At 36.9% G+C, this 23621-nt stretch carries 22 protein-coding genes, 1 pseudogene and 1 other annotated feature; of the genes and pseudogenes, 9 read left to right on the top strand and 14 right to left on the bottom strand.

Going from position 1 to position 23621, the window contains the following annotated elements:
* Positions 1–273: 273 nt before the first annotated feature.
* The gene (locus AWH49_RS03840) at positions 274–708 is read left to right on the top strand and encodes a hypothetical protein (RefSeq protein ID WP_063964704.1); all 435 of its coding nucleotides are present in this window, start codon (positions 274–276) and stop codon (positions 706–708) included.
* A gap of 241 nt (positions 709–949) precedes the next feature.
* Here AWH49_RS03840 and AWH49_RS03835 read toward each other — a convergent pair whose 3' ends face one another.
* The 3 genes from AWH49_RS03835 to AWH49_RS03825 all read right to left on the bottom strand — a co-directional run bounded on the left by AWH49_RS03835 (position 950) and on the right by AWH49_RS03825 (position 2388).
* Positions 950–1375: a hypothetical protein gene (locus AWH49_RS03835; protein WP_063964703.1), complete on the bottom strand. Its 426-nt coding sequence runs from the start codon at positions 1373–1375 to the stop codon at positions 950–952.
* 256 nt (positions 1376–1631) lie between these two features.
* Complete coding sequence (locus AWH49_RS03830; protein ID WP_063964702.1) at positions 1632–2159, bottom strand: dUTP diphosphatase; 528 nt, start codon at positions 2157–2159, stop codon at positions 1632–1634.
* Between the two features lie 22 nt (positions 2160–2181).
* Complete coding sequence (locus tag AWH49_RS03825) at positions 2182–2388, bottom strand: hypothetical protein (RefSeq protein ID WP_157723660.1); 207 nt, start codon at positions 2386–2388, stop codon at positions 2182–2184.
* A gap of 221 nt (positions 2389–2609) precedes the next feature.
* Here AWH49_RS03825 and AWH49_RS20630 point away from each other — a divergent pair, with 221 nt between their 5' ends.
* The 3 genes from AWH49_RS20630 (at position 2610) to AWH49_RS03815 (ending at position 5429) form a co-directional block, all read left to right on the top strand.
* Complete coding sequence (locus AWH49_RS20630; RefSeq protein WP_063964701.1) at positions 2610–2951, top strand: hypothetical protein; 342 nt, start codon at positions 2610–2612, stop codon at positions 2949–2951.
* 78 nt (positions 2952–3029) lie between these two features.
* On the top strand, positions 3030–3137 hold the full coding sequence (locus AWH49_RS18935) for a YjcZ family sporulation protein (protein WP_018392758.1): 108 nt from the start codon (positions 3030–3032) through the stop codon (positions 3135–3137).
* A gap of 972 nt (positions 3138–4109) precedes the next feature.
* Positions 4110–5429 (top strand): ATP-binding protein, encoded by a 1320-nt coding sequence (locus AWH49_RS03815; protein ID WP_063964700.1) that lies wholly within the window; start codon positions 4110–4112, stop codon positions 5427–5429.
* Between the two features lie 415 nt (positions 5430–5844).
* Here the strand turns inward: AWH49_RS03815 and AWH49_RS20275 are convergent, their stop codons facing one another.
* The 4 genes from AWH49_RS20275 to AWH49_RS03800 all read right to left on the bottom strand — a co-directional run bounded on the left by AWH49_RS20275 (position 5845) and on the right by AWH49_RS03800 (position 8203).
* Positions 5845–5985, bottom strand: coding sequence for a hypothetical protein (locus tag AWH49_RS20275; RefSeq protein ID WP_169815969.1), 141 nt, complete (start codon positions 5983–5985; stop codon positions 5845–5847).
* Between the two features lie 669 nt (positions 5986–6654).
* Positions 6655–6879 (bottom strand): hypothetical protein, encoded by a 225-nt coding sequence (locus AWH49_RS03810; protein ID WP_018392754.1) that lies wholly within the window; start codon positions 6877–6879, stop codon positions 6655–6657.
* Positions 6880–7294: 415 nt separating this feature from the next.
* Positions 7295–7594, bottom strand: coding sequence for a Rossmann-fold NAD(P)-binding domain-containing protein (locus tag AWH49_RS03805; RefSeq protein WP_018392753.1), 300 nt, complete (start codon positions 7592–7594; stop codon positions 7295–7297).
* A gap of 192 nt (positions 7595–7786) precedes the next feature.
* Positions 7787–8203 (bottom strand): hypothetical protein, encoded by a 417-nt coding sequence (locus AWH49_RS03800; RefSeq protein ID WP_063964699.1) that lies wholly within the window; start codon positions 8201–8203, stop codon positions 7787–7789.
* A 1448-nt stretch (positions 8204–9651) separates the two neighbouring features.
* Here AWH49_RS03800 and AWH49_RS03790 point away from each other — a divergent pair.
* The gene (locus AWH49_RS03790; protein WP_063964698.1) at positions 9652–10329 is read left to right on the top strand and encodes a DNA alkylation repair protein; all 678 of its coding nucleotides are present in this window, start codon (positions 9652–9654) and stop codon (positions 10327–10329) included.
* 306 nt (positions 10330–10635) lie between these two features.
* Here the strand turns inward: AWH49_RS03790 and AWH49_RS03780 are convergent, their stop codons facing one another.
* Positions 10636–12204 (bottom strand): 2-isopropylmalate synthase, encoded by a 1569-nt coding sequence (locus AWH49_RS03780; protein ID WP_034284959.1) that lies wholly within the window; start codon positions 12202–12204, stop codon positions 10636–10638.
* Between the two features lie 57 nt (positions 12205–12261).
* Positions 12262–12503, bottom strand: a binding site (T-box leader).
* Positions 12504–12643: 140 nt separating this feature from the next.
* Positions 12644–14005: a D-serine ammonia-lyase gene (locus tag AWH49_RS03775; RefSeq protein WP_063964696.1), complete on the bottom strand. Its 1362-nt coding sequence runs from the start codon at positions 14003–14005 to the stop codon at positions 12644–12646.
* A gap of 151 nt (positions 14006–14156) precedes the next feature.
* On the opposite strand from AWH49_RS03775, the gene AWH49_RS03770 reads away from it, so the two are divergent.
* Positions 14157–14702, top strand: a complete 546-nt coding sequence (locus tag AWH49_RS03770) for a helix-turn-helix domain-containing protein (protein ID WP_034284963.1) — start codon at positions 14157–14159, stop codon at positions 14700–14702.
* Positions 14703–14874: 172 nt separating this feature from the next.
* On the opposite strand, the gene AWH49_RS03765 is transcribed toward AWH49_RS03770, so the two are convergent.
* On the bottom strand, positions 14875–16368 hold the full coding sequence (locus AWH49_RS03765; protein WP_063964695.1) for a DHA2 family efflux MFS transporter permease subunit: 1494 nt from the start codon (positions 16366–16368) through the stop codon (positions 14875–14877).
* A gap of 145 nt (positions 16369–16513) precedes the next feature.
* Here AWH49_RS03765 and AWH49_RS03760 point away from each other — a divergent pair, with 145 nt between their 5' ends.
* Positions 16514–17404, top strand: coding sequence for a TetR/AcrR family transcriptional regulator (locus AWH49_RS03760; RefSeq protein ID WP_063964694.1), 891 nt, complete (start codon positions 16514–16516; stop codon positions 17402–17404).
* A 278-nt stretch (positions 17405–17682) separates the two neighbouring features.
* Here AWH49_RS03760 and AWH49_RS03755 read toward each other — a convergent pair whose 3' ends face one another.
* The 4 genes and pseudogenes from AWH49_RS03755 to AWH49_RS18930 all read right to left on the bottom strand — a co-directional run.
* A complete protein-coding gene (locus tag AWH49_RS03755; RefSeq protein ID WP_063964693.1) occupies positions 17683–18297 on the bottom strand; it encodes a DeoR family transcriptional regulator in 615 nt (204 codons plus the stop codon).
* 217 nt (positions 18298–18514) lie between these two features.
* Positions 18515–18994: a FixH family protein gene (locus tag AWH49_RS03750; RefSeq protein WP_063964692.1), complete on the bottom strand. Its 480-nt coding sequence runs from the start codon at positions 18992–18994 to the stop codon at positions 18515–18517.
* Positions 18995–19010: 16 nt separating this feature from the next.
* Positions 19011–20393: a PepSY-associated TM helix domain-containing protein gene (locus AWH49_RS03745; RefSeq protein WP_063964691.1), complete on the bottom strand. Its 1383-nt coding sequence runs from the start codon at positions 20391–20393 to the stop codon at positions 19011–19013.
* Positions 20394–20767: 374 nt separating this feature from the next.
* A pseudogene (locus AWH49_RS18930) lies at positions 20768–21003 on the bottom strand (NAD(P)-binding protein); the annotation flags it as partial.
* A 447-nt stretch (positions 21004–21450) separates the two neighbouring features.
* Here AWH49_RS18930 and AWH49_RS03740 point away from each other — a divergent pair.
* Positions 21451–22107: a response regulator transcription factor gene (locus AWH49_RS03740; RefSeq protein ID WP_082862660.1), complete on the top strand. Its 657-nt coding sequence runs from the start codon at positions 21451–21453 to the stop codon at positions 22105–22107.
* 3 nt (positions 22108–22110) lie between these two features.
* The gene (locus AWH49_RS03735) at positions 22111–23511 is read left to right on the top strand and encodes a sensor histidine kinase (protein ID WP_063964689.1); all 1401 of its coding nucleotides are present in this window, start codon (positions 22111–22113) and stop codon (positions 23509–23511) included.
* Positions 23512–23621 lie beyond the last annotated feature (110 nt).

Genomic DNA, 23621 nt, shown 5'->3' with positions numbered 1-23621 from the left:
GCCCACAGAAAAAACACCTCCAAGTTGTTTTAGGTAGTCCATACCCGTTTTTCAACTGAAAGGTGTTTTTATTTGTCTCACTCTATGGGGTCAGTCCCAAAGTACCTGTTTAAGAATGGGCTTTTAATATACTTAGGCCTTACACAAGAAATTTCATGGAAACAAAACTCTTTATTTCGCTTTAATATTCATACTATTTTGAATATTAAAAAGGAATAAGCTACTGCGCGTCGAACATATTTCATACACAAAGATAGTTAAAGAGGTGGTTTGTTGAGTCATTTAATTATTTTTTGGAGACATCTCCATGATGATGTATTAGACGTGGAAGGATACAAGGAGTTATTTTGCAATAAATCCCTTGAGGAGTTAACTCAGTCTGCTAAAGAACTCTGCACAGTTGATAGGCTGGAACATAATCCGCAAGAGTATAGAACGATCATTTCTGAAACGCCCGCAGGCTGTATAAAATTTTATACGAGAGAACGGTCTGTTGGGCTCCCTTTTCAAGTGCTTTATAAAGGAACTGCAAATGATTATCTTGATTTTCTTATTTCTTTAAACGCCATGCTATGTCTGCTTACTACTTCTCGTGAAAAATATTCATTTATCATTAGCTTGTACTCTAACTTGAAGTATGTAAATGAAAAAGCCGCTGCTAGATTTGCAGCCGATATAGGAAATGAAATATACTTTTCTATGAAATAAAGCTCATTGCTCGGTGCTCTCATGAGTACCGAGGCTTTTCTTGTTGTGGACTTGAATCAATTGGACACGCGTGAAACCCATCCCTTTTCAAATCAAGTAACTGTAGTCCCGTATCATAGCACAAAAAATAAAATTCAACATTTTCACATCAAAATAATAACCCTAAATTCCTCAGCCTTAAGTTCTATCGCCATATAAAAAAGCAAACTTTAGTTTGCTTTTATCATCTTATTTATTCAGTTTATTTATTCAGTTCCTTATAAGCTAACACTTTTAACGCTAATATCTCTTCTTCAGTTAATTTACTTTCAAGCGTATTTAATAATTCTTGTTTCTTTTCAGCTGTAAGTCCGCCTTGAACGCTTGACTGAATTTCTTGTAGTTCACTCACTTTGAATTTTTTAACTAATTCCCTAGTGGCTTCTTCTTTCGTTTCAAATGGCAACGTGGAATTGTCCGCATTTGCTCCCTCGGCAACGAACTTTTGTAATTCAGGATCATTATTAATTTGTTGCTTGATTTTTTCGATTTCACCACTATTTTTAAGTTGCGCTGCTACTTGATCCATTACTTTGTCTGAAGCTATTTTCGTGCCATAATAGTAGACACCCCATCCCAAGGCAATAACAGTAATTCCAACACTCAAGAGTATCTTCAACGCCTTCATTTAAATCGAATTCCCCCCTTAATAAGAAATACATTGTCTCCCGCACTTCTTCTCTCTCCCAAATCATTCTTATGTCATCGTATAATACCCTTGTCTTAATATCAATTTTTTAAAACACCATTCATTAGAAAATATCTTATGATTCTTTCTATTATGTTTAACAAACAAAATCACACAGGAAAAATGACATGTTATCTACTCAAGTTACAGGTTACAGTTTATTTAAATATCGTCCAGATCTTTGTTTCTCTATCTATTAGTACGTGCCTGAATCCTGTCTGGCGTGATTAATCGAATTCTTACTCAAATACGCTTCTGTTACTTGCTCCCACGTAAATCCGAGCGCTTGTCCAAGTTCGATGAAATTATTGAAGTAGCAGATGTAATCGTAACTGTTATTCACTGCATTTACATCTGACATGAGATAGGAGAATCTTTCTTCAATCGTATCCACATCAGTTCTTTTAACCGGTTGGTAATTGTAATTTTCTATATGTTCATTATGGTGATCTACCCCAATGCCTAAAATAAAATGTAAACCGTCTACGAATTCTTCTAAGAGCGGATAGTGTGGCGTTCCATCGTGGTCATATTGGATAACGTTTGGTTTCTGATTGTTACTCCAAAATTTAAATCCGCGCCATTCATTCGCCGCCTCCGCTATTTCTACCTGCAGCGCGAGTATTTTCTTCTGAAACCGATCTTCCCCATCTACCGGCGGGTGCTCCATCTCGATTCTTTCATCTAATACCCTTTGCATATTAAATAATTTTTCAAGCTTCATTGTGCTTCACTCCTCATTTTGTTTAAAAATCCTCTATTCTGATTTTTTTCTTCCACCATTCATCTAACTCGCGCGGATACGTTTTGTTGTCATGCCCATCTTCACACCATTTTTTCATCATTCGACGATATTCGTCATTTTCTTTTATCATGCCGCCATTCTGTTGTTTCGTCAATGGCGCTGCAACTCCCTTTGCTAGAAAAATACCAACGATAATTAATAGGGTCATGTTCATACCTTCCATCCTTTCCATATTTCCACTTTTAATTCATGTCACTGCCAATACTCATAAATCCCAACACAATATTCGCCTTCTTTTCGAAAGAGCAGGTAGCTTCCTGTATTAGGTTTATCTCATTTATAGAAAATTTAAAATCTCACCCGTGATGTCTGTCCGTTTCCAAGTTACTGTGAGGTGCATCTACTATAGTAAACAAGGAGGTGTTTTAGATGCATCGTCACGTTAGACCAATAATCTGTCCCCCAAAGTGTGTATTTCATGATTCCTACATTAAACGCGAGGTTCCTGTTATTCACCCAATCGTGAATGTTAATCGGCAGCATATTGTTAACGTTCCTCGTCATATTTATCAGCCTATGACAAGAAACGTCGTCGTAGATCCAGGCTATATGGATCCATCACAATGTCACATGAATCCAGCACAGAATTACATGAATCCAGCACAAAATAACATGAGTCCAGCACAAAATAACATGAGTCCAGCACAGAATTACATGAATCCAGCACAAAATAACATGAATCCAGCACATGGCTGCAATCGTTGCAAATAATTCTTTTTGTTTTTTAGAGCCACTCGCACAAGATACGGCTGTATTTTTTCATACTATATTTAGAAAGAGGTGATAATTATGAGTTGCGAAAAATCTGGTGGATACGGCTCTGGCTTTGCGCTAGTTGTTGTCTTGTTCATTTTATTAATCATCGTTGGCGCATCTTACATGTGTGGCGGATACTGACTGCTAGGAAGCAACCTATTATCCGTAAAACCTTTTTGAATTAATCTAGCTTTTGCTTTTGCTTTTGCCTCCTCCCCCTGCTGTAGCCACCAATCCAATCTTGGGCGACTGTATGAAGTAAATACAGCCGCTTTTTTTAATTCGATATTTTAGGAATGCTCCGAAAAAAGGGTATTCTTTTTATTTTGGTTTTCAACGATCACAAATCTTGTTTGCTGAAAAACGTCTGGAGCGTTGGCTAATACAACGCGCTATGGTTGATTATGGATAAAAGAAAAAGATTCTATTTTTTCCTCAGCTTCCTCTATTTGTAATTATTTGTCGAAGGAAAAGTGTAGAATTCTCCCTTTTTTTGTAGGAAGATAGAAAGAAATATTAGTTATGCATTATGAGCACGCTGCGGCGTGTACTTACTCTACCAACATACCAAGTTTTTTCATTATACATGTACATTAGTGTGATAAGGTTATCAATTGCCGTGCGACAGGATAAATTGGATTAGTGATATGACCCCATCTGTTGTTAAAAAGGTAGGTGATTTTCTAAAAGAAAGTGCTTCTTATACGTCCAGTACTGGTATTGCTCAAACAGGATTAAAAAGTACTTATGGTTTTCTTGAGGATCAATCATAATAAATCGTCTGTAAGTAATCAACAGTTATCATAAAGCTGTCTGCCATAAGAATCTGGCTGCTGAATGAGCGTATAGCCAAATCGTTCTGCTTAAGCGCTTTACTGAGTCTCCATGACTAACCCGTCACCAAGCAATTTGTGTTGCAAATTGAATGAGTCATGATCGCGATAAAGGTCATTGGGCTTATAAGAACTAAAAGATCTCTTCCCTCCCTACAGCAGCCTTTCCCTATTCGTACTTTTTCCGAGAACGAGGGGCTGTATGAAGCCCTCTCTTCTGGGCGCCGGGAACAGACAAGGATGTTGTGAAGGTGATATTAAATGAGAATGGAGCTAATAAATGAATGCCATATTTGATAACACTCAGACCTTTTTGTTAAATATTTTCTTAGTTTATATTTGTTTCACTCTATATTTCAAGTTCATTGAAAGAAATAAGAATCAATTAACAAATGAAGCCATAATTACTCTTGCCTCTGGAATATCGATTATTTTTTGTATGAGCTTTCCTTTGACATATTTTGAAGAGCAAACCATTGATTTCTCTCCAGTTCCTTTAATTGTGGGGGCATTATATGGAGGGCGCAGGGTTGCCGTTATATTAGTGTTGACTACGCTGACATATCGCTTTTATTTAGATATGTCTAACTTTCATATAGCTCTATTTATCTATTTTCTGTTTCTCATTTTATTATGTTTTATTATTCCCTTTTTCAAAAACGCCGTGAATATAAGAAAAAAAGTATACCTTGCCGTGTTAGCTTCTTTATTTGGAGTATTATCTATAATGGCAATGATGATTCTATTTTTATCAGAAGAAACTGTTATAGAATACATCGAGTTTTTTATTTTCACCTTATTCCTTCAATCAATAGGGAGCACGTTTTTTGTGATTTTTAACGAAAAAGCAAGAAGGGATGTCACTCTTGAGAATGAAATAGGCAAGCTTGAAAAACTAAAGACAGTCAGTGAACTTGCAGCAAGTATTTCTCACGAAGTGCGCAATCCATTGACTGTGACAAAGGGATTTCTTCAATTATTAAAAGATCCCGATCTTACAGATGAAAAGAAGATTGGTTATATAGACATTGCAATCGATGCTTTAGATCAAGCAGAATCTACGATTACTGATTACCTCACCTTTGCAAAACCTTCATTAGAAAACATAAAGATATTGGATCTACACAAAGAACTAATATACATCGAAAATTTCATTGATCCTTATGCCGCTATGAATAATGTACAAATTGAAGTACGACTTGAAGAAGATATCTATATTGCCGGTGAAGATCAAAAGCTTCATCAGTGTCTTATAAATGTCGTGAAAAATGGCATTGAATCCATGCCCCTAGGAGGAAAATTACTAATTGAGTTGCGACGTGTTGTAGACAATGCCATGATCACTGTGACAGATACAGGTATCGGGATGGATGAGGAACAACTCGAACGTTTAGGTAGTCCCTTTTTCACGACAAAAGATATTGGCACTGGGCTGGGTACAATGGTTGCCTATAGTATTATTAAAACGATGCGAGGGGAAGTTATAGTAAAAAGCGAGATAGGCAAAGGAACTAGCTTCTCTATTCTTCTTCCTATAGCTGAAAACTCTCTGTCTCCCACGAAGGATAAGCGAGGTAAGTTATTCACCCCATCTCTATAGAAAAAGTCCCAGGAGCTAGCGAGAATATTATAATTGTTGATATTTATCGAATGCAATATGTAAAATCCCCTCTTTTCTATAGGAAAGTAGAAATATACTGTTAATTTATTAAAAAAGCGAGAGATTGATAGTGGCTATAATTCGGAGAAAAAAGAACAACGGGCTCCTAAACAAGAGCCCGTTGTTAAAATACCTGTTGTGCGATCTGAATCATTTCAAAATTGCACTCAATGGCGCGTTGATCTTCAATCTGAGTTGACCAATCAAAAAGGAAATCTTCAAAACGCGGATTCACCTTTTTTACTTATCCCTCCTATACAGTCTGATTATCAGAACTTTTTAAACCAAATAAAAAAACACCGTTCTATTTTGAACGATGTTGAAGTACGTATTAATACCATTTTTCAATAAACATTTATTGAGCATTGTCTTCCCGTTGCTCTGATGGTTCTTCACTTGGATCTGGCTCATCTTCGTCAACACCATTACAGCCGAACAAAAATCCTGCTGATAGAATCATCGACATAAGCGCAAAAATATGTTTTTTATGTTTCATCTTAATCCCCCCTCTCCGCGTTTATTCTCATTAATGGTTTCCTATTTTTCGAAAAATATTCATAAAACATCGAAAACTTATTTCTTTAACGATTGGGTTTCTCTTTTCGCTTGATAACAATCTCATATGTAAAAAAGGGGGGCATTTTCCTCTTCCGTCAAACTATCACGGCACTAATGTTCAATATCTTTTAGCCTTAGTTCAACATGAATCTAATATTTGTTTTTCCTTTCCCTTAATATCTTGAAAAAAAGAGCTTTTATCCTCCAATAATTATTCCTCAAATACCGACAATCGCTTGAGCAGATCGTCTGGACAAACCCCTTACTGATAAAAAAACGCTACCGCAAAGATAGCGCTTATTTTGCCTTTTCATCTATACGGCTGCTGTCCGACAAAAAAGATCCTTCTGTAAACCATACGGATTCTTACACCTTTTTACTGATGTAGTATAGTCTCCCTAATATTAACGAGGAGGTTAGATAATGTAGACAAAAAAGATAGTCAAAAGTGTATTGTCCTTCATTGGTAAATACGATAACTGAAGTAAATGAATTGACCATACTACTAATGAAACCTACGTCGTATACGAAAACAATAAAGGAATCATCTTTGACCCTATCCTTTGATGGAGTTTTATTTTTGTTTACCTGCTTCTAGATTGTTCCGTTACTCTTCTCCCTGATTATCCATTACCATTACTTTTGCCGTTTCAAGCATCCCGATCTGGCGCAGTCCATCGCTTGTTGAGTTATATCCACCGATCTCTCCGCTTCTATATTCGCAGATGATTACAAACTCTTTAATATCCGGCAGATCTTTCATAAATAATTCCACTAATTCTTGTTTGTTGTATCCTCCGTTTTTAAGCCGCCATTTTTCTTCGAATTCCAAGATGTCCACTCCTCTGCTTTCACACATTTTTTTATGCAGACATAACGCTTTATCTCCACTACGTCTTAACCAGATACGATGCCAACATTTCTTCATGCTTCTCACCGCTCTGTGTACCCATTCGCTATTCTTCACCTTTTAATTATTAAATGCGCTAATGAGTTAATCGTGCGGTATATTTTGCAGTAGATTCCTATGCGGAGTATAAGCAGGTGTCGCTCTCCTGTCGATCTCAGGTAAAAAAGAAGTTTAAAAAGGACACCAAACAAACGCAGCTTGTACGTTCATTCAGTGCCCCCGATTTTTCTGTTAGGTTATTTATTCAATTGTCATTTTGTTTAAATTATTTTTATAAGGATGCCATCTTCTTACGTGAATGCCGTAAGTGTGGCATGCAGAAGATTATTTAGCCTTGTCATGTGACGTTTTTATCATTAAATCGTAAATCGTTGTCCTTCAATACTTGATGCAGAATAATCGCAACACGGTTGATCATATCCTCATCCTGTTCTTCAATCCCCGCTTCAAAGAAAACACCATGCAGGATTTCATGTACCAGCACCTGTTCTTTTCTGTCTGCCGCTAAGTCGGCATCCACTTTGATGGTTCCTCTTGTATAGAGTATCTGCCCTAAAAGATCGAATTCTCCTTCCATGCCCTCTACTTCTTTAACCATATATTCAATCCCGCCGATCTTCACTTTGTTTGGCAACATGTGCTTTCCATCCCTCCGCTTTTACATATTTTATGAAAGGACACGAAGCCCTGTCACCCGCTTTTATGAGCCATATGCATTTCTGACACTTCTTCATGCCCTTCACTCCTTTTCTTGTCTGCTCATTGTCACGTTTCAGCACAACAGAAAAACCCCAGCCCCTTAAGGGTAACTGAGGTATGCTTACTTATACTATTCAATAATGACTGCATTAATAGTTGGTGTTCCATCTGCTGCTTTCTCAACAGCAACAACTCCATAAATAGTAACCTTACTTCCTTCTTCCACTTCTGTTTTAGTCAAGTTCATGATTGTATACGTTCCGTCATCCGTCGAAAGAGAAAATGTACCCATCATACCTGGTTCTGTCACCCTTGTGACTTCACCCGTTGCTGTCACCTTTTTGTCTACCGGCGGCTTATCAATATTCAACGCGGTAAAAACTGCAGGTTCAGCTTCTTCTCTCATTAGTTCAGCTAGCTCTTCTTCTGATGGTTCTTCAATAATTGCTGATACTTCTTCCGGAAAAACCTCTTGTACAAACCTCTCTTCATCAGACGAACACGCACTTAGTATTCCAACAACTATTACCAAAAACCATCTCTTCATCCTCTACCCCCGCCCTTTGTTTTTACGGACTTTGTCCTACAAGATATATATATTAAACAAAAATCCTTACATGAAGGCTTATCAGATTCAGTTTAAAAGAGATATTTAAAAAGGCGCTCCTTGCATCTTATCCCCCACGTTGGAACGTGAGAGTCGATGCAAACAACGCTTTTCTTGAATTCCTTATACTTCTCTACTAACATAACATCACCCCGATAACAAAACGCTTGCCATTATGTGGCCAAAAGTCTGTCATCAACTTTGTTCTTCCTTTAACACTTCCATTCGCAGCATGAATGCCTGCTTGTAAAATGCTCTGGACTTCACTCGTCCGTAGGTTCTTACGCTCATTCCTAATTCGCTCTGGATCATATAATCAAATGCGTCTTCATTCCAAATATCTTTTTTGAATGATTGCCCGCTCCATTCTGGAAAGACAATGTAAAGCACGATCGAAATTGATTTCTAAGTTCTCGACTTCTTATTCCTTCTCAGCATTCCATATAGCTGTCTCTTCCGCAGAATTACCCACAAAATAGGTCTTGATAACGTAGGGTATGTGCGAGGGTCACTTTCATTTCTCGTCTAACAAAGCCGATCTGCTTATAGACCCAAACGCTTTCAAGTGCTTCTTCTAACTTTTTTATGTTGCCTTTCGATCGATCTCAGGTAAAAAGGAAGTAATAAGAAATACATATCGGAATATAATCATTAAGAAGAATATAATCATCTAAGAAGAAGAGAGGTTGATTAGCTCTTTTCTTCTCCCTACATATGTCATTAATTGTGATCGATACTCGTCGAACTATGAATTACTCGATACTCTCAAGTGCTTCGTATAAATCCTTTGAACGTTCTCCATTTTCGTACCGAGCGATTATTTGGGCTCTATGTGTCGCTCCGAAAAACCCAGAGGGATTGTTCTATAAACTTCCAACATCTCTTTTGTTCGATTTACTTCGTATTCCCAATTTTCCTGTGTAATGCTCATGGTTACTCCTCCTTAGACTGTCTAAGTTAATTTCCGGACTGATTTTCACCATCTTTAAACTTGATAAACGTCTAATTCAGGATTATATTCTTATCATCACTTAGAAACGGAGGGAATAAAATGCATTGGTTTCGTCTAATCCCTATTATTTTTTTCTCTTTGTCAGCTTTGTCATTATTTGCATTTCAATTCGAAGGAATAGTAAGTTCTATTCAAGAATTAATAGAATTCTATAAACAAAAATCATAATAGATTGTCATGAATCCCTTAACAGGGATCTTTTTACTTTGTAAATCAATTAAACGTTGACTTTTTTCACCTGAACATCTCCTTGTCATTGAATAGTTCTGGTGTGATAAAATGATCAATATTATCCATATATTAATTTTGATTTCCATGGCTATCAAGTTTAATAGTAGTCATCTTACAAAGCATTTATTATTTTATGGAGGTACTTATGAATTCTTATATTCAAGCACTAATTAGTTTATATTCCCAACATACTGATGTGAAATACGCTGAATGGTCTAAAAACTATTTGAGGAACCAATTTGTTTTTCTAGGTATACGAACGCCAATTCGAAGAACATTGACTAAACAGTTTCTGAAAGAACACGGATTACCCCCAAAAGATAAACTAGAAGATGTCATTCTTATCCTTTGGAACCTTCCAGAGCGGGAATACCAAAAAGCAGCCCTTGATATTCTCGAAAAGGCGAAAAAGAATCTCTGCCCAGATGATATGCCTTGGTTAGCCACTTTAATTATAAGTAAATCTTGGTGGGATACAGTAGATGTACTTTCCCCTCACCTCATGGGATACATGTTTTCAACTTATCCTAAACTCATTCCTCAATATTCCGAACAGTGGATAGAAGATGAGAATATTTGGTTACAAAGAGCAGCAATATTGTATCAACTTTATTACAAAGATGAAACGGATGAAAAACTCCTATTCCGATACATCTTAAGACGAGCAACTAGCGATGAATTCTTTGTCCAAAAGGCAATCGGTTGGGTACTGCGTGAATATGCAAAAACTCGCCCCTCTAGCGTAAAACTTTTTGTTTCTCAACACCGATTAAAACCACTTAGCAAGCGTGAAGCTTTAAAACACCTTTCTCAAAGACATTAAAGTAATTCAATAAACTCTTACATTAATTTCTTTAGTCAACTCCCGCCACCTACGCTCATGCTTAAGGGTGGGGGCTTATGGATGGTTTACATCATCGGCCATCCAACGGTTTTCTCGCTGGCCAGTGGCTTTCAGTACGCTTCGCCGAGCACGCTTAATCAACGCATAATTGAGCCTTGCGCTCTATTTAGTCGCTTTAAAATTGGATACAAGCTCTTCGGAAACGTTCTTGCACCCGTCTCGAACTTGGCAATCGCTTCACATGAATGGATGTCTCCTCATGTTCGACGAGCTCTTTTTGGATGCTTATTCAACCGGAAGTAATTTAGCAACTACAATACTGTTTATAGCATTGATATAAGCTAATGCACTTGCTTTCATAATATCCGTGTCTGTTGCTTTGGCAATATATTTTTCTCCTCTGTATTCCACTTGAATCTTCACTTTCCCTAATGCTTCCTTACCTCTTGAGACACTGCTAATATTATATTCAATCAATTTAATATCTAAATCACTAATTTCTGTAAGAGCAGAATACAAAGCATCAATCGGTCCAGAACCGACTGCACTGCTTTTCAATATTTGATCGCCCTTTTTAATTTTCACACTTGCAGATGGGAAATTGGTATTACTAATCACTTGCAAGTCCATTAGTTCATAGAAATTATCACTATAGTGCGTCATATCTTGATTATAGATATCATGTTTTGCGTAATAGTTCTCAACAATGACATATAAATCATGATTATATACTTCTTTTTTCGCATCTGCTAATTCAAGGAAATCTTCAAATATCCCTTCAAATTGTGTATCGGTTAACTGATTAAAACCTAATTTCTCAAGCGCATTTTTCACCGCATGACGACCAGAACGAGCTGTTAAAACAAGTTCCATATCGTCTAAACCGACTTCAATTGGGCTAATGATTTCATAAGCATCTCTTGATTTCAACAAACCATCTTGGTGTATACCTGAAGAATGAGCAAAGGCATTATCTCCTGTAATAGCTTTATTTACTTGTACATCAAGTCCCATAAAACTACTTACCAACCTGGATGTATTCATGATTTCTTTTGTATTAATGTTTGTGCACGCTTTATAGACTGATGAACGCGTATTAATCGCCATCACAACTTCTTCTAGTGCAGCATTACCTGCACGTTCACCAATCCCATTAATAGTACATTCAACTTTATCCGCACCATTTTTAATCGCAGCTAATGTATTGGCAGTTGCCATACCAAGATCATTATGACAATGGACACTTAAAAGCACTTTATCATTCACATTTTTCAATCGGTCATTTAATTTAAAGATTAGTTCACCAAATTCTTCTGGCTCGGCATAGCCAACTGTATCGGGTACATTAATAATGGTCGCCCCTGCTTTTACAACAGCTTTAATCGTTGCCCATAAGTATTCAAAATCGGAGCGAGACGCATCTTCTGTTGAATATTGCACATCCGGTAGAAATGTTTTTGCATATTTTACTGCATCCACACCGATATCTAAAATTTGAGTTTTCGATTTCCCAAATTTCTTTTCTACGTGAATGTCCGAAGTACCTAAAACTATATGGATTAACGGTTTTTCAGCATATTTCACACTATTATAAACGGCATCAATGTCAGCTTTTACTGCTCTTGCTAATGCTGTGATGATAGTATCCTCTGTATTTCCGACTTTCATGGCAATTTCTTTCACAGCATTAAAATCACCAGCTGAAGACGCAGGAAAACCAGCTTCGATAATATCGACTTTTAACTTCTTAAGTTGCTGTGCTACTTCTAGTTTTTCATAGAGATTCAACTTAGCCCCTGGAACTTGCTCTCCATCTCTTAAAGTCGTATCAAACACCCAAATTTTTCTCGTCATTTCAGAAACACTCCTTTGTTATATTAATGTATAAAAAAAGCCCCGTCTCTATAAAAATATAGAGACGAGGCATTGCTCGCGGTACCACTCTAATTGATTAATCAATAATTAATCCACTCATTTTCGGTGGCTATCACCACCTATCTTCATAACGGTAGAAAACCGACAACCCTTACTTTCATAGTTCAGGGAGTAGCTCTTGGACGAGTTCAAAGGGCAATAACTACCGATTCTCACCAACCATCGGCTCTCTGATAAGCTTACTGTTCCCTTTTAATATTTCCAATCATTGCTAATAGTTTATTTAATTGTATGTAATTCTACATTCATTAATTTGAGTTGTCAATCAAACTTTTCAAAAATATAAAAAACTTGAGTATAAATCTTTTTCATCAAAAATTATATTTTTAACAAAGTTTGATAATTTGAATGAAACAATTTAATTTGACCCCTCCTTAGTTAATTTCAATCCTTTTTGATAATATTGCGTCATCACTTCTTCAGGAACCATGCTTCCACCAGTCCCCCAAATAATATGTGTACCCTTGCTCATTTTTTCTGTTAAATTATGCTTTAGTAAATAATCGGTTCCCTCTTTACATAATTTCATTGGTCCTATCATGCCTGCTAGTGCAGAAGGTTCTAAATGAATCCCCTCTGTATCGACTAGTGTCTTTAGCAACTTATACAATTGTTCGTCACTAACCGTATAATTACCACTTAAAAAAGGTTCTATAGTTTTACCCACAAATCCAGATGGCTTTCCTACAGCAAGTCCATCCGCGTCTGTTACATTATCGATACCAACATCTTGTACAGTAACTTTATCATGAAGTCCAGTCATTAAACCGAGTAACATACATGGTGAGTGGGTAGGTTCTGCAAAGAAACAGTGAACATGGTCTTGATACAATAATTTCAACCCAAAAGCTACGCCTCCAGGACCACCACCAACTCCACATGGAAGGTAAACAAACAAAGGATGATTTTCATCTATTGTTATCTCTAGCTCTTCTAGTTGTTTCTTCAATCGAGATGCAGCCACTGCATATCCTAAAAATAGGTCGTGAGAATTTTCATCATCTACAAAATAACATGTTGGGTCACTATCTGCTTGGATTCGACCTTCCTCTACTGCTTTACTATAATCAGCTTCATATTCAACAACTTTGACATTTTTGCTTCTAAGCAAGTCTTTTTTCCATTGTTTTGCATCGGCTGACATATGAACAGAAACATTAAAACCTAACTTTGCACTGATGATGCCAATACTAAGTCCTAAATTTCCAGTCGAGCCTACTGCGATTGAATATTGTGAGAAGAAGGTTCGAAACCTATCACTATCTAAAATCGAATAATCATCTTGAATCGTTAACAATTGATGTTGAAAAGCTAATTCTTCTGCATGTTTGAGAATTTCATAAATCCCGCCTCTTGCTTTAATAGATCCTGATATAGGAAGGTGGCTATCACATTTTAGTAATAATTCTCCTAATATAGGTTGTTGATAATCCTGCTCTAAGGATTGTTTCATGGAAGGAACTCTCACTAGAGGAGATTCTATGATACCATTCGTTCCTTTTGTTTCAGGGAAAACCTTGGCGATATATGGAGCAAAACGTATCAACCTTTCCTCTGCATCCTTTACATCCTCTTGAGTAAGGGGGGATTTTTTAATTCCTGTTTGAAATTTTCCCATATTAGGATTAATCCAAAATACTTCCTCCATCGAAATGAGCTTGTTTAGTAAAGGATATTGATCTTTCCATGTTTGTATATCTTTGCTTTCAATCTCCTTCATTTGTCTAATCCTCCTAATTTTCTTGTAGTAAGTTGCTTTATAAATTATAATTTAATAAATTTTAATATAGTTTAACACAGAATTATCTTTATGTTAATTTGTATTTACTTTATTTAAATTAAATTTAACATTTCATTAAGGAGTATCGATTATGGAAAATATAGATATTGGTAAGAAAGTTGAAAAATACAGAAAGGCTAGAGGATTGAGTAATAGAGAGTTAGCAAAATTAGCTGAAATTACACCTTCAATGTTAAGCCAAATTGAACGAGGTTTGGCGAATCCTTCTATTCAAACCCTAAAGGTCTTAGCTAAAACCCTAAATGTTCCAACTTTTAGTTTTTTACTTGAAGAAACAAATACGGAGGATTTAATAGTAAGGTCCAGTAAACGTAAGAAAATGATCATTGATAATTTGTCTTATGAGTTATTATCACCTGATTTTACGGGTAATTTGGCAACAGCGATTATGAATGTTCCCTCGAATACTTCTTCGTCAGAGAAACTTCTAGAACATAGAGGAGAGGAAGTAGCATTTATTTTAGAAGGAAAAATTAAGGTGTATTTAGGTGAAGGAGAATATCTATTAGAAGCTGGTGATAGTGTGAAAATACCAGCAAATTTGAAACATAAATGGGAAAATAATTTTAGTCAAAATGCAGTTGTATTATTTTCAGTTACCCCACCTGCGTTTTAATCAAGATAAATTCTGCTTTCACATATTCTTTTTCAGTGATAAACCCGTCTCTTTCCATTTGGGGTCCTCTGCTTGATGCAGTATCAGCCCATATTCCAACGTAACTTACCAATAAAGAAAGGATTGAACAGTTTAATCTGCTCAATCCTTTCTTTATTGGTAAGTATAAGGTTTAATGCCCCATCATCATCGTTGCATCCGGCTTTTCTTCTGTTCCATCCCCTTCATGATCATCCTTCAAACGTGGTTTACGCAGGGTGAGGCTCATGAGTACACCGCAGGCGGCGACACAGGCGGTAAGAAAGAAGATATCACCAAATGCGGATGCGGAGCTTTGGGCCAAGTTGGCGTTGGCTCCTGCTTCTGCCATATAGTGGGTTGTTCTAGAAGTTAAAAAACCTGTTAATCCGGCGATGGCGAACGACATCACGACCTGCTGGGTAGCTGTGGTAAGCGGTGTTACCCGGCTAACGAGTCTGCGTGGAGCGGAATTCAATACGTGTGTATTGAGCGCCATCATCGATAAACCCATACCGGCTCCCATCATAGCTAGCGGCAGCATCATCGTAGTCCTTGAGGTATCGAGGTCGACTTGGGATAACAGGAATAAAGCGGCCGTTATAATAATTAATCCGACAAAGGCAAGCGGACGGGCCCCCACTTTATCAAATAGCTTGCCCCCGATTGGCATGAACACGACAGAAGCAAGCGCCATCGGTAGCGTGGTTAATCCGCTTTCCAATGGCGTATAACCTAGAAGATTTTGTAAAAATAAGGGAACCATCAAAATAGAACCAATGAGCGCAATTTGAGAAATCCAAGTTAAGATGACACCTCTTGTGAAATCGGATGAGCCGAATACGCGAAGTTCAAGAAGCGGCTGTTTCTGACGAAGCTCCACGATAATAAATAGGATAAGCGCGACACCCCCAACGATTAATCCAGTTAATGTTCGGGTAGAAGTCCAATCCGAACCGCCTTCACTCATACCGAATGCCAGCATGGAGAATGCGATTGGTGCTAATATCATTCCCCAGATGTCAAGGGCAGGAGTTTTGTGCCGCTCAATGATTGGCAAGTATTTCATACCCACTAACAATGCAGCAATACCGATGGGCAGGTTAATAAGGAATATCCAGTGCCATGATGCGAGACCAATGAGCCATCCTGACAGAATCGGTCCGGCAGCGGGTGCGAGAAGCATGGGAACACCAAGCATAGCCATTACAGAGCCTCTCTTATCAGGCGGTGAGAGCTTAAAGATCATGGCCATTCCGATTGGAGAGACCATTCCGCCGCCAAGCCCTTGAATAACTCGGAAAAGAACGAGCTGTTCCGAAGTCTGAGCGATAGCACAAAGAACCGAGCCGAGCGTGAATAGAGCAATTGTGGACAGAAAAACCTGCTTGGCCCCGAACTTATCAGTTAACCAACCAGCCAAGGGAATCACAGCCGCCAAAGATAGGGTATAACCTGTAATTGTCCATTGGATCGTTTTAAGCGAAGTGTTGAAGTACGCCTGTAGACTGGGAATAGCAACATTAACGACTGTGCTGTCTAGAATAACCATAATCATCCCGATGATTACGGCCATAAGAGGCATAACGAGTGCCTTCACTGAAAATTCAGGCTGAGGCGCTGCCGTAGTAGTGTTTTTTGTTGACATAAGTTGGTTCCTCTCCTTGACGAAAAGTTATGAACGCTTTAATATTGACTTATAGTTTTTTTAAAAAACCATATAGTCAAACGTTAAGTTTTATTCTACTTTATTTCGGTTCAATGTCAATCTGTTTTTGAAAGGATGAAAAATGTTGAGTATTATCAGACAAAATATTATGGAATCCGCAACACGGCATTTTTCAAAGAATGGCTATGCGGCTACTTCAATACAAGAAATAGCAGATGATTGTGGAATTGCTAAAGGGTCATTATATAAATTTTTTCAATCGAAGGAAGATTTGTTTATCGCTTTTCACGATTCGCAGCAAAAGGCCTTTTACACTGAAATTGAAAGCATTCGAGCAGATGCAACGCTATCCTTGCGGGAGGCATTTGTTCTCGAGACCGAATGTCATTTCGAATTTTTCCTGAACAATAAATTCATTATGCATGATATCAAAGAACTGAACGCCTCGAAAGGACATTTTGCCCCGTCCTTCCTTCGCTTAAGAGCAAACCTCCTAAAATCTACCAAGGAAGGTTTGATTCGGTTACTTGGAGAAGAAGTCGATCCGAATATTTGGGATTTGGTTATCATGTATAATGGGATCGTGAGGGAATTTATTTTCCTGTTGATATTTGAAAACAAACCGCTGAATGTCAGAGAGATTGCCTTTTATATTGTTGATCGTATAGAAGAAATGGCCGCATGTATCGTACAGAAGAAAACACAGCCGATTCTGCAAAATGCGATCATGAACAATTATATGCAATGTGAGATGACAGGCGAATCGATCACGATCGCAGAGTATCGGACAAGTCTACTTGAAAACTTATTATCGACAGTCAAAGAGCTTTCTATAACAAATTTCCGAAAAGCAGAGCTGAGCGATGCGATCGCTTTGCTTCAAGAAGAACTAGCAAACGAATACCCTAAATCTGTTCTTATTCATGCTTTACTCGGCTTTATAGGAAAAGAACATGAACTAGAAAATATTGTAAGGCAATTGGAGAGATATATCTTTTGGCAGCAAAATAATTAGAAGTTATCGTGATTTTTGTCGCTTTAAAATAAAGCTTGATTAAATTAATACAAATAATAAGAGCATGTAATGAAACAAGAGTAAGGAACTAGTTTGATGATCATCTTCAACAATTAATATTTTTTGTATCGTTTGTACGATCCCTTGTCTAATAGAGAAACGTTCAAGTTCGAATGTATGCTAGATGTACATAATAAATTCTAAAATTGTTCTTTAGAATATATATGTTTTCTCCAAGAAAAACAAAAAAGTCGAATCCTTAATAGGAATTCGGCTTTTTAAGTTTGAATATGCTTAGCGTACAATTCTCTTCTCTTTATTTGAGGCTGGCAACAACGATCACCATTCTTTTCTTCTAGCATTACTTGAATCGCTTCTTCAAAATTGTGAATACTTCCGCCAAATCCCGATTGAAATTGCTTCGCTTTTTTCATAGAGTCAAAAATAATCACCTGTGGTTGACAAGTATTAAGATGAATATCTGAATTTATTACATATGTGGCGATCCTGGCGCTGATCATTGTATCCTTTAAAAAATCATAACAAATAATTTGAGAGACTTCTTTTTCTATTTGTTGATATCGAAGTAAGCCACAATGCGCGCAGCATGTATGCTCAATTCGTTGATTTAATTTGATAAGTTGAACAGATAATCTCGTATTTGATTGTTTATTACAATACGAACAAACATAAGAGGATGCATGGGTTTTCTTAGGAATGTAAAAAATGCCATTCAATGACTTTAAAATTAACTGCTGCTTCACTAATGGCTTGATGTCACTGTAAATGGTTGCTGTAGACACAGCTAATCGCTTACTAATTTCTGAAACCCGTAAAGCACCCTCTTCTTCCACCCATAACAAAATCTGTTGTTGTCGTTCTCTTGGCAGCATCTGACCCCTCCTTCTTTTTATTTTAAAAAGAACCAATGATCAAAATGAAAAAAAGGACCGTCCGAAAACGGAGCCGGTCCCTCTACTGTTTTAATGAGAACCATGACTTTGACCTTCTTCAGCCTTCTCCAAATATGAACGGTTCTCTACATCATGTTTTCTTCATTGTATCTTTGTTTAGGTTCCAATCATGGAGCACTTCATCGTTTGCCGTCATTTAATGATGATGACTATGACCCTGACTCCCCCCTTGAGTTTGAGGTTCTTCTTTAAGGGAGTTTAGTTCCTCTTCCGAAACATTTCCTACAACGAATTGTTTCTTCGGCATGACATGCATGCCGCGGGCTGTCACATGGGTTTGAACATAATAGATTCCATCTTCTTGAAAGGTTTTTTTGACACTATAGATTCCCTCTTTTTCATACTTCGCTTTAACCAGTTCACTTTTTTCTTGACTGTTTGCTTTCCATATTTCAAATTGCACATCTTCAGCATCTTCTACGTTTTCTTGATCTTGCGTTAATCGAACCTTCAATATACTTTCTTCATTTAGAGAGATCTCTTCTGGCAAAAGAATCTCGACTTCTACTGCTTTAGGAGTCGTCGTATCATCGGCTGAATCCGTGTTTCCTGTACATGCTGAAATGAAGAGCATAATAAAGAGCAATGCCATACTTGAAATGATTTTATTCAACATATTTCCCTCCGCTATCTTAACTTGTCCACGCTTTTAATGGTTTTATTTTTGGGAGGACAAAACGATCTAATAAAAAGACAATAATAATAGAAATTCCTACCAGTGGCATAATGATGCCCATCGCTAACATAATAAAGAATACTGTTCTCGTAATCTTTTTATCTTTTGATTTGGCAGGTGATCCTAATTTCCCTTCCGGTTTTCGTTTGCGCCACATAATGAACGAACTAATTACTACACCAATGAGACCTAAACAAACGATGAGACCGATAATTTGATTGGCTAAACCGAACAACCGGCCCTCATGAAGAGCGATTCCACCTTCCACCATTTTTGCACCGAATCCAAAATCATTAAAGCGAACATCACTCAAAATAGCCCCGCTGTATTGATCCGCATGTATAGTGGCTAAGTTTTGAGGTGTTTCTGAATGTGAAATTGTATAGACTCCTTTTTCACCTTCTGGAAACGATATTGTATACGGCTTTTTAATGTTTTCATTACTTGCTATGTGAGTCACTTCTTCCAGCGTTAAAGGAACATATTCACCTACTGATGAAGAAGGAACGGGTAATTTCTCATTTGCCCATGGAACATCTTCTGCGACATCTTCCGTATACGTAACGGATTCCGGTTTTTCTCCCCAATCGTATGCAAATGGAGGTGCGACCGCCAATTTTTGAATTTGTTGTCCCATCACACCCGACCATGGGAGTCCGGTTGCAATTAAAATTAAAATCCCTGCAGATAACCAGAATGCTGGAACGGCATGCATATCCCGCCAAAAGATTCTACGGTTTTTTGTAAACCTCGGCAAGATGGTCCCCCATATGGAGGCTTTATTTCTTGGCCACCATATATATAATCCCGTTATAAGCAATATGACTGCCCAGCATGCAGCAAGTTCCACCAACCGATTGGCAAATGTACCGCCAACAATTAATTCACTATGCAGCTTTTTGAATATCGTCGTTAACTTTTCGTCATTGTTTAATGAACCCGTTATTTCCCCGTTATAAGGATCGATAAAAACAGAAAAAGCTTGTTCGTTCTCCATTAAGCCAATTTCATTTGTGCGAGAAGAATCATCGTACGTTTTAAATGAAGTAATGGTCGCTTCAGGATAGTTTTCCTTTATTTTTTCTATTTGGGCAGAAGGTGCTACGGTAGATGCACCTTCTTCTTGAACATAATATACATCTTTATAAAGTACAGATTCAATTTGTGGTTTAAATAAATAGACACCGCCACTAAAAGCTAGAATGATAAGAAATGGAGAAAAAATAAGACCCGCATAAAAGTGCCACCTCCATACCGTCTGATAGAGGGAGGCCCTTGTTCGTTTTTTCGTTGATTTTTCTTGTTCATGACTTGATTGCTCTATTTTTATTGCTTCCATTTGATTTGCTCCTTTTTATTTTTTAATACGGAAACATCCGAAAATCTCAAATTTGATACTTGCTCTATCTATGTTAAAAAATGTTTTAATTGTTCGTTTAGAAAAATGTGACTGCTCCATTCTTTTTTAACTAAGTTTACAATCATCTTTTTAGACATGCTAATATCTCCTTGAATCCATTGCTATTCCTGTCCTTTTAGATACTATACTTATGCTTCCGTGGTATATTATCATAAATTGAACTGCTCTTGATAGATTGTAAAAAACGGTTCTGATTGTTCATTTATAACATTTGATAACATAAATAGATGAAATATAGTTTATGATTCCGTTTTTTTATATTTTTATGCTCGATTTCCTCCATTGGATTAGGGCTTTCTTAAGCTATCATATAAATTATCAATAAGCTCTTGCGCTCGCACTTTTGGGAAACCCGCGATGTCGCAAATGTATTTCTCAGGATAAAACGCGGATAGCTGTCCCCCAATTGTGGTAGACTTTCAATAACTTTCACTGATAATTACCGTATTCCCGCATAAAAAGCGGTAAATAAACCTATTGGACCTCCACCAATAATCGTCTGATCAAAAGTTTGATCATTTTGAGACATTCCATTCACTCCTTATTAAGATGCTCAACGTCTTAAATTATTTTGATTTTCCCATCTCAGATAATACGGGGACAAACATGATGTAATTCATTCTTTTCATTGTTTAAGTATCTCGCTCTTATCTAGATTCACTTTGTAAAGCGAGGCAAATACGTGTATTCCGTATAAACTGACTTTTAAACAAAGTTTTCAAATACAAGTAACCACCCCTTTTTAAGATGTGAAAGATTAAACGGAATTTATCTATTTACCCTTACAAGGTTTCATTATAGAAACAAAATGTGAAATATGTGTGAATTCCCAGATAATTTATTTTATAGTCAAGATTTTAAATTGAAGTTCAACAGGAACTCATAAAAACTTCACATTATTTTAATAAGCTAGGTATAATACTTCTGTTATATGAAATGGAAAAGCGAGGTTTAAAACGTGAATGGAATAACTGTGATGATTATAGACGATGAAGAAACAATGAGAGCATTAGTAAAAACATTTCTACTCCAAGAGGGATATTCTGTTATTGAAGCCTCAAATGGAATAGATGCTCTTACGTTGATAAAAAATAAAGAACCTGATCTTCTACTAGTGGACGTTATGATGCCCTATATGGACGGATTTTCATTTGCTAGTGAATTGAAAAAGAATCACAATATCCCTCTCATATTTTTATCCGCAAGAGGAGAGGAATGGGATAAAGTTCAAGGACTTAAACTTGGTGGAGACGATTACATTGTGAAACCATTTCACCCAGGTGAGCTACTGGCAAGAATTGAATCTGTATTAAGAAGGACAAGACAACTTCCAACATCACACGATAGAGTAACCGTTGGACCGCTGGTTCTTGATGCACTTGCTTACAAAGCATCAATAAATAATAAGGCTCTGTCATTAACATTAAAAGAATTTGAAATGCTTTCCATACTGGCTAAGAACAATGGGACCGTTTTTACAAGAGAACAGCTCTTGGAATCTGTATGGGGAAATATCTACAGTGGCACAGGGCGTACAGTCGATACTCACATTAAAACATTACGATTAAAATTAAAAGAACATTCCTATCTCATTCAAACAGTCTGGGGTGTTGGCTATAAATTTGAGGTGTAGGCATTGAAAATCAAAAAGTTAAATTTAAGTCAAAAAGTTTTATTTCTTATTGGTGCCAGTATCCTATTTAGTATTCTGTTCTCATTTTTCTTTCTTCATTTTCTATATAAGGAGCTGTACATTAACAGCATTAAAGAATCTGTTATTTATCAAGGAGAAAGGACGGCTTCTCATTACCACTACGGTTCTCTTAGCGATGAAATCATCGAAAAAATCCAATGGTATAATATTGTATCTCAATATGAAGTGATCGTGGTAGATAATATTGATGAACTAACGACATATTTTCCTTATGAAGTTAACTATGAAGCTCTGATTAATGATGAGGATCGTAAACATTTAGAGAATGGGGACTATATCATCAAGGACGGTTATGTAAAGGAGTTTAATCGGGAAATTGTAGGTGCGGTATTCCCAATAATGGGCGAAACCGGACTTATAGGCTTCATTTACATATATGTCCCTTTAGCTGATCTTCAGGAAGTGTTTAAAGGAAGTTTCCCTATTTTAGTTCTTGTTGGTTCCATGTTTTTCATTATTCTTTTTATTATGATTAATCAGATTCGAAGATCCCTGTTTCAGCCGCTTAATGAGATTCAAGAATTTTCAAAAGAGGTTTCAAAAGGCAATTATTCAAATCGCTTACTGAATACGAATGATGATGAGATTGGTCAGTTGGCTCTTGCTTTCAATTCAATGAGCCAGTCGTTAGAGGAGCAAGAAGTTCGAAAAAAAGAGTTTTTATCGAATGTAGTTCACGAACTGAGAACCCCTTTAACTTATATCAGTGGCTATACTCAAGTATTAAAACAACAAATCTATACCTCTCCTGAAGAAGCTCAACATTATTTGAAGACCATTGAAAATGAAACAAATCGTTTGAATAAGCTTATTTATGATGTAATTGAACTGGACCATCTTCAAGAAAATATGTACATTCTGAACGAAGAACCTATGGCAATTGCCCAACTATTTTTAGATACTCTTGCTCTTTTTGATATCCGTATAACCGAAAAACAGTTGAAAATCGAATTAGATATTCAAGAAGACCTCATTGTCAATGGAGACACTAAACGGATACAGCAGGTTTTCTACAACCTTTTAGATAATGCTATAAAATATTCATCTGAACAAAGCATGATTAAACTGAACCTCATTGCAGAAAACAAAAAGCTATTGTTCCAAGTGAATAATAAAGGAAATGAAATATCTAAAAATGATCTTGATCATATCGGGGATCGATTTTTCCGTACAGATAAAGCAAGAAGCAGATCTACAGGTGGGACAGGTCTAGGCATATCGATTGTAAAAGAAATTGTAAGGCTGCATGGTGGTTCATTTTCACTCAGCAGCAATTCAGTAAATGGGACAACCGTTACTATCAAATTGCCTCTTCTTTTATAAAGCTGTTAGATTTGTTTTAGACAAGTTGTTTATTTTTTTGTAATAAACACAAACACCGTCATAATATTGAGAGCACTGCAAAAGTAGATGCTTGACTGGAAAGCTTCAAA

The organism is Domibacillus aminovorans, assembly GCF_001643235.1.
Lineage (GTDB): Bacteria > Bacillota > Bacilli > Bacillales > Domibacillaceae > Domibacillus > Domibacillus aminovorans.
This window is presented reverse-complemented; position numbering and strand designations above follow the sequence as displayed.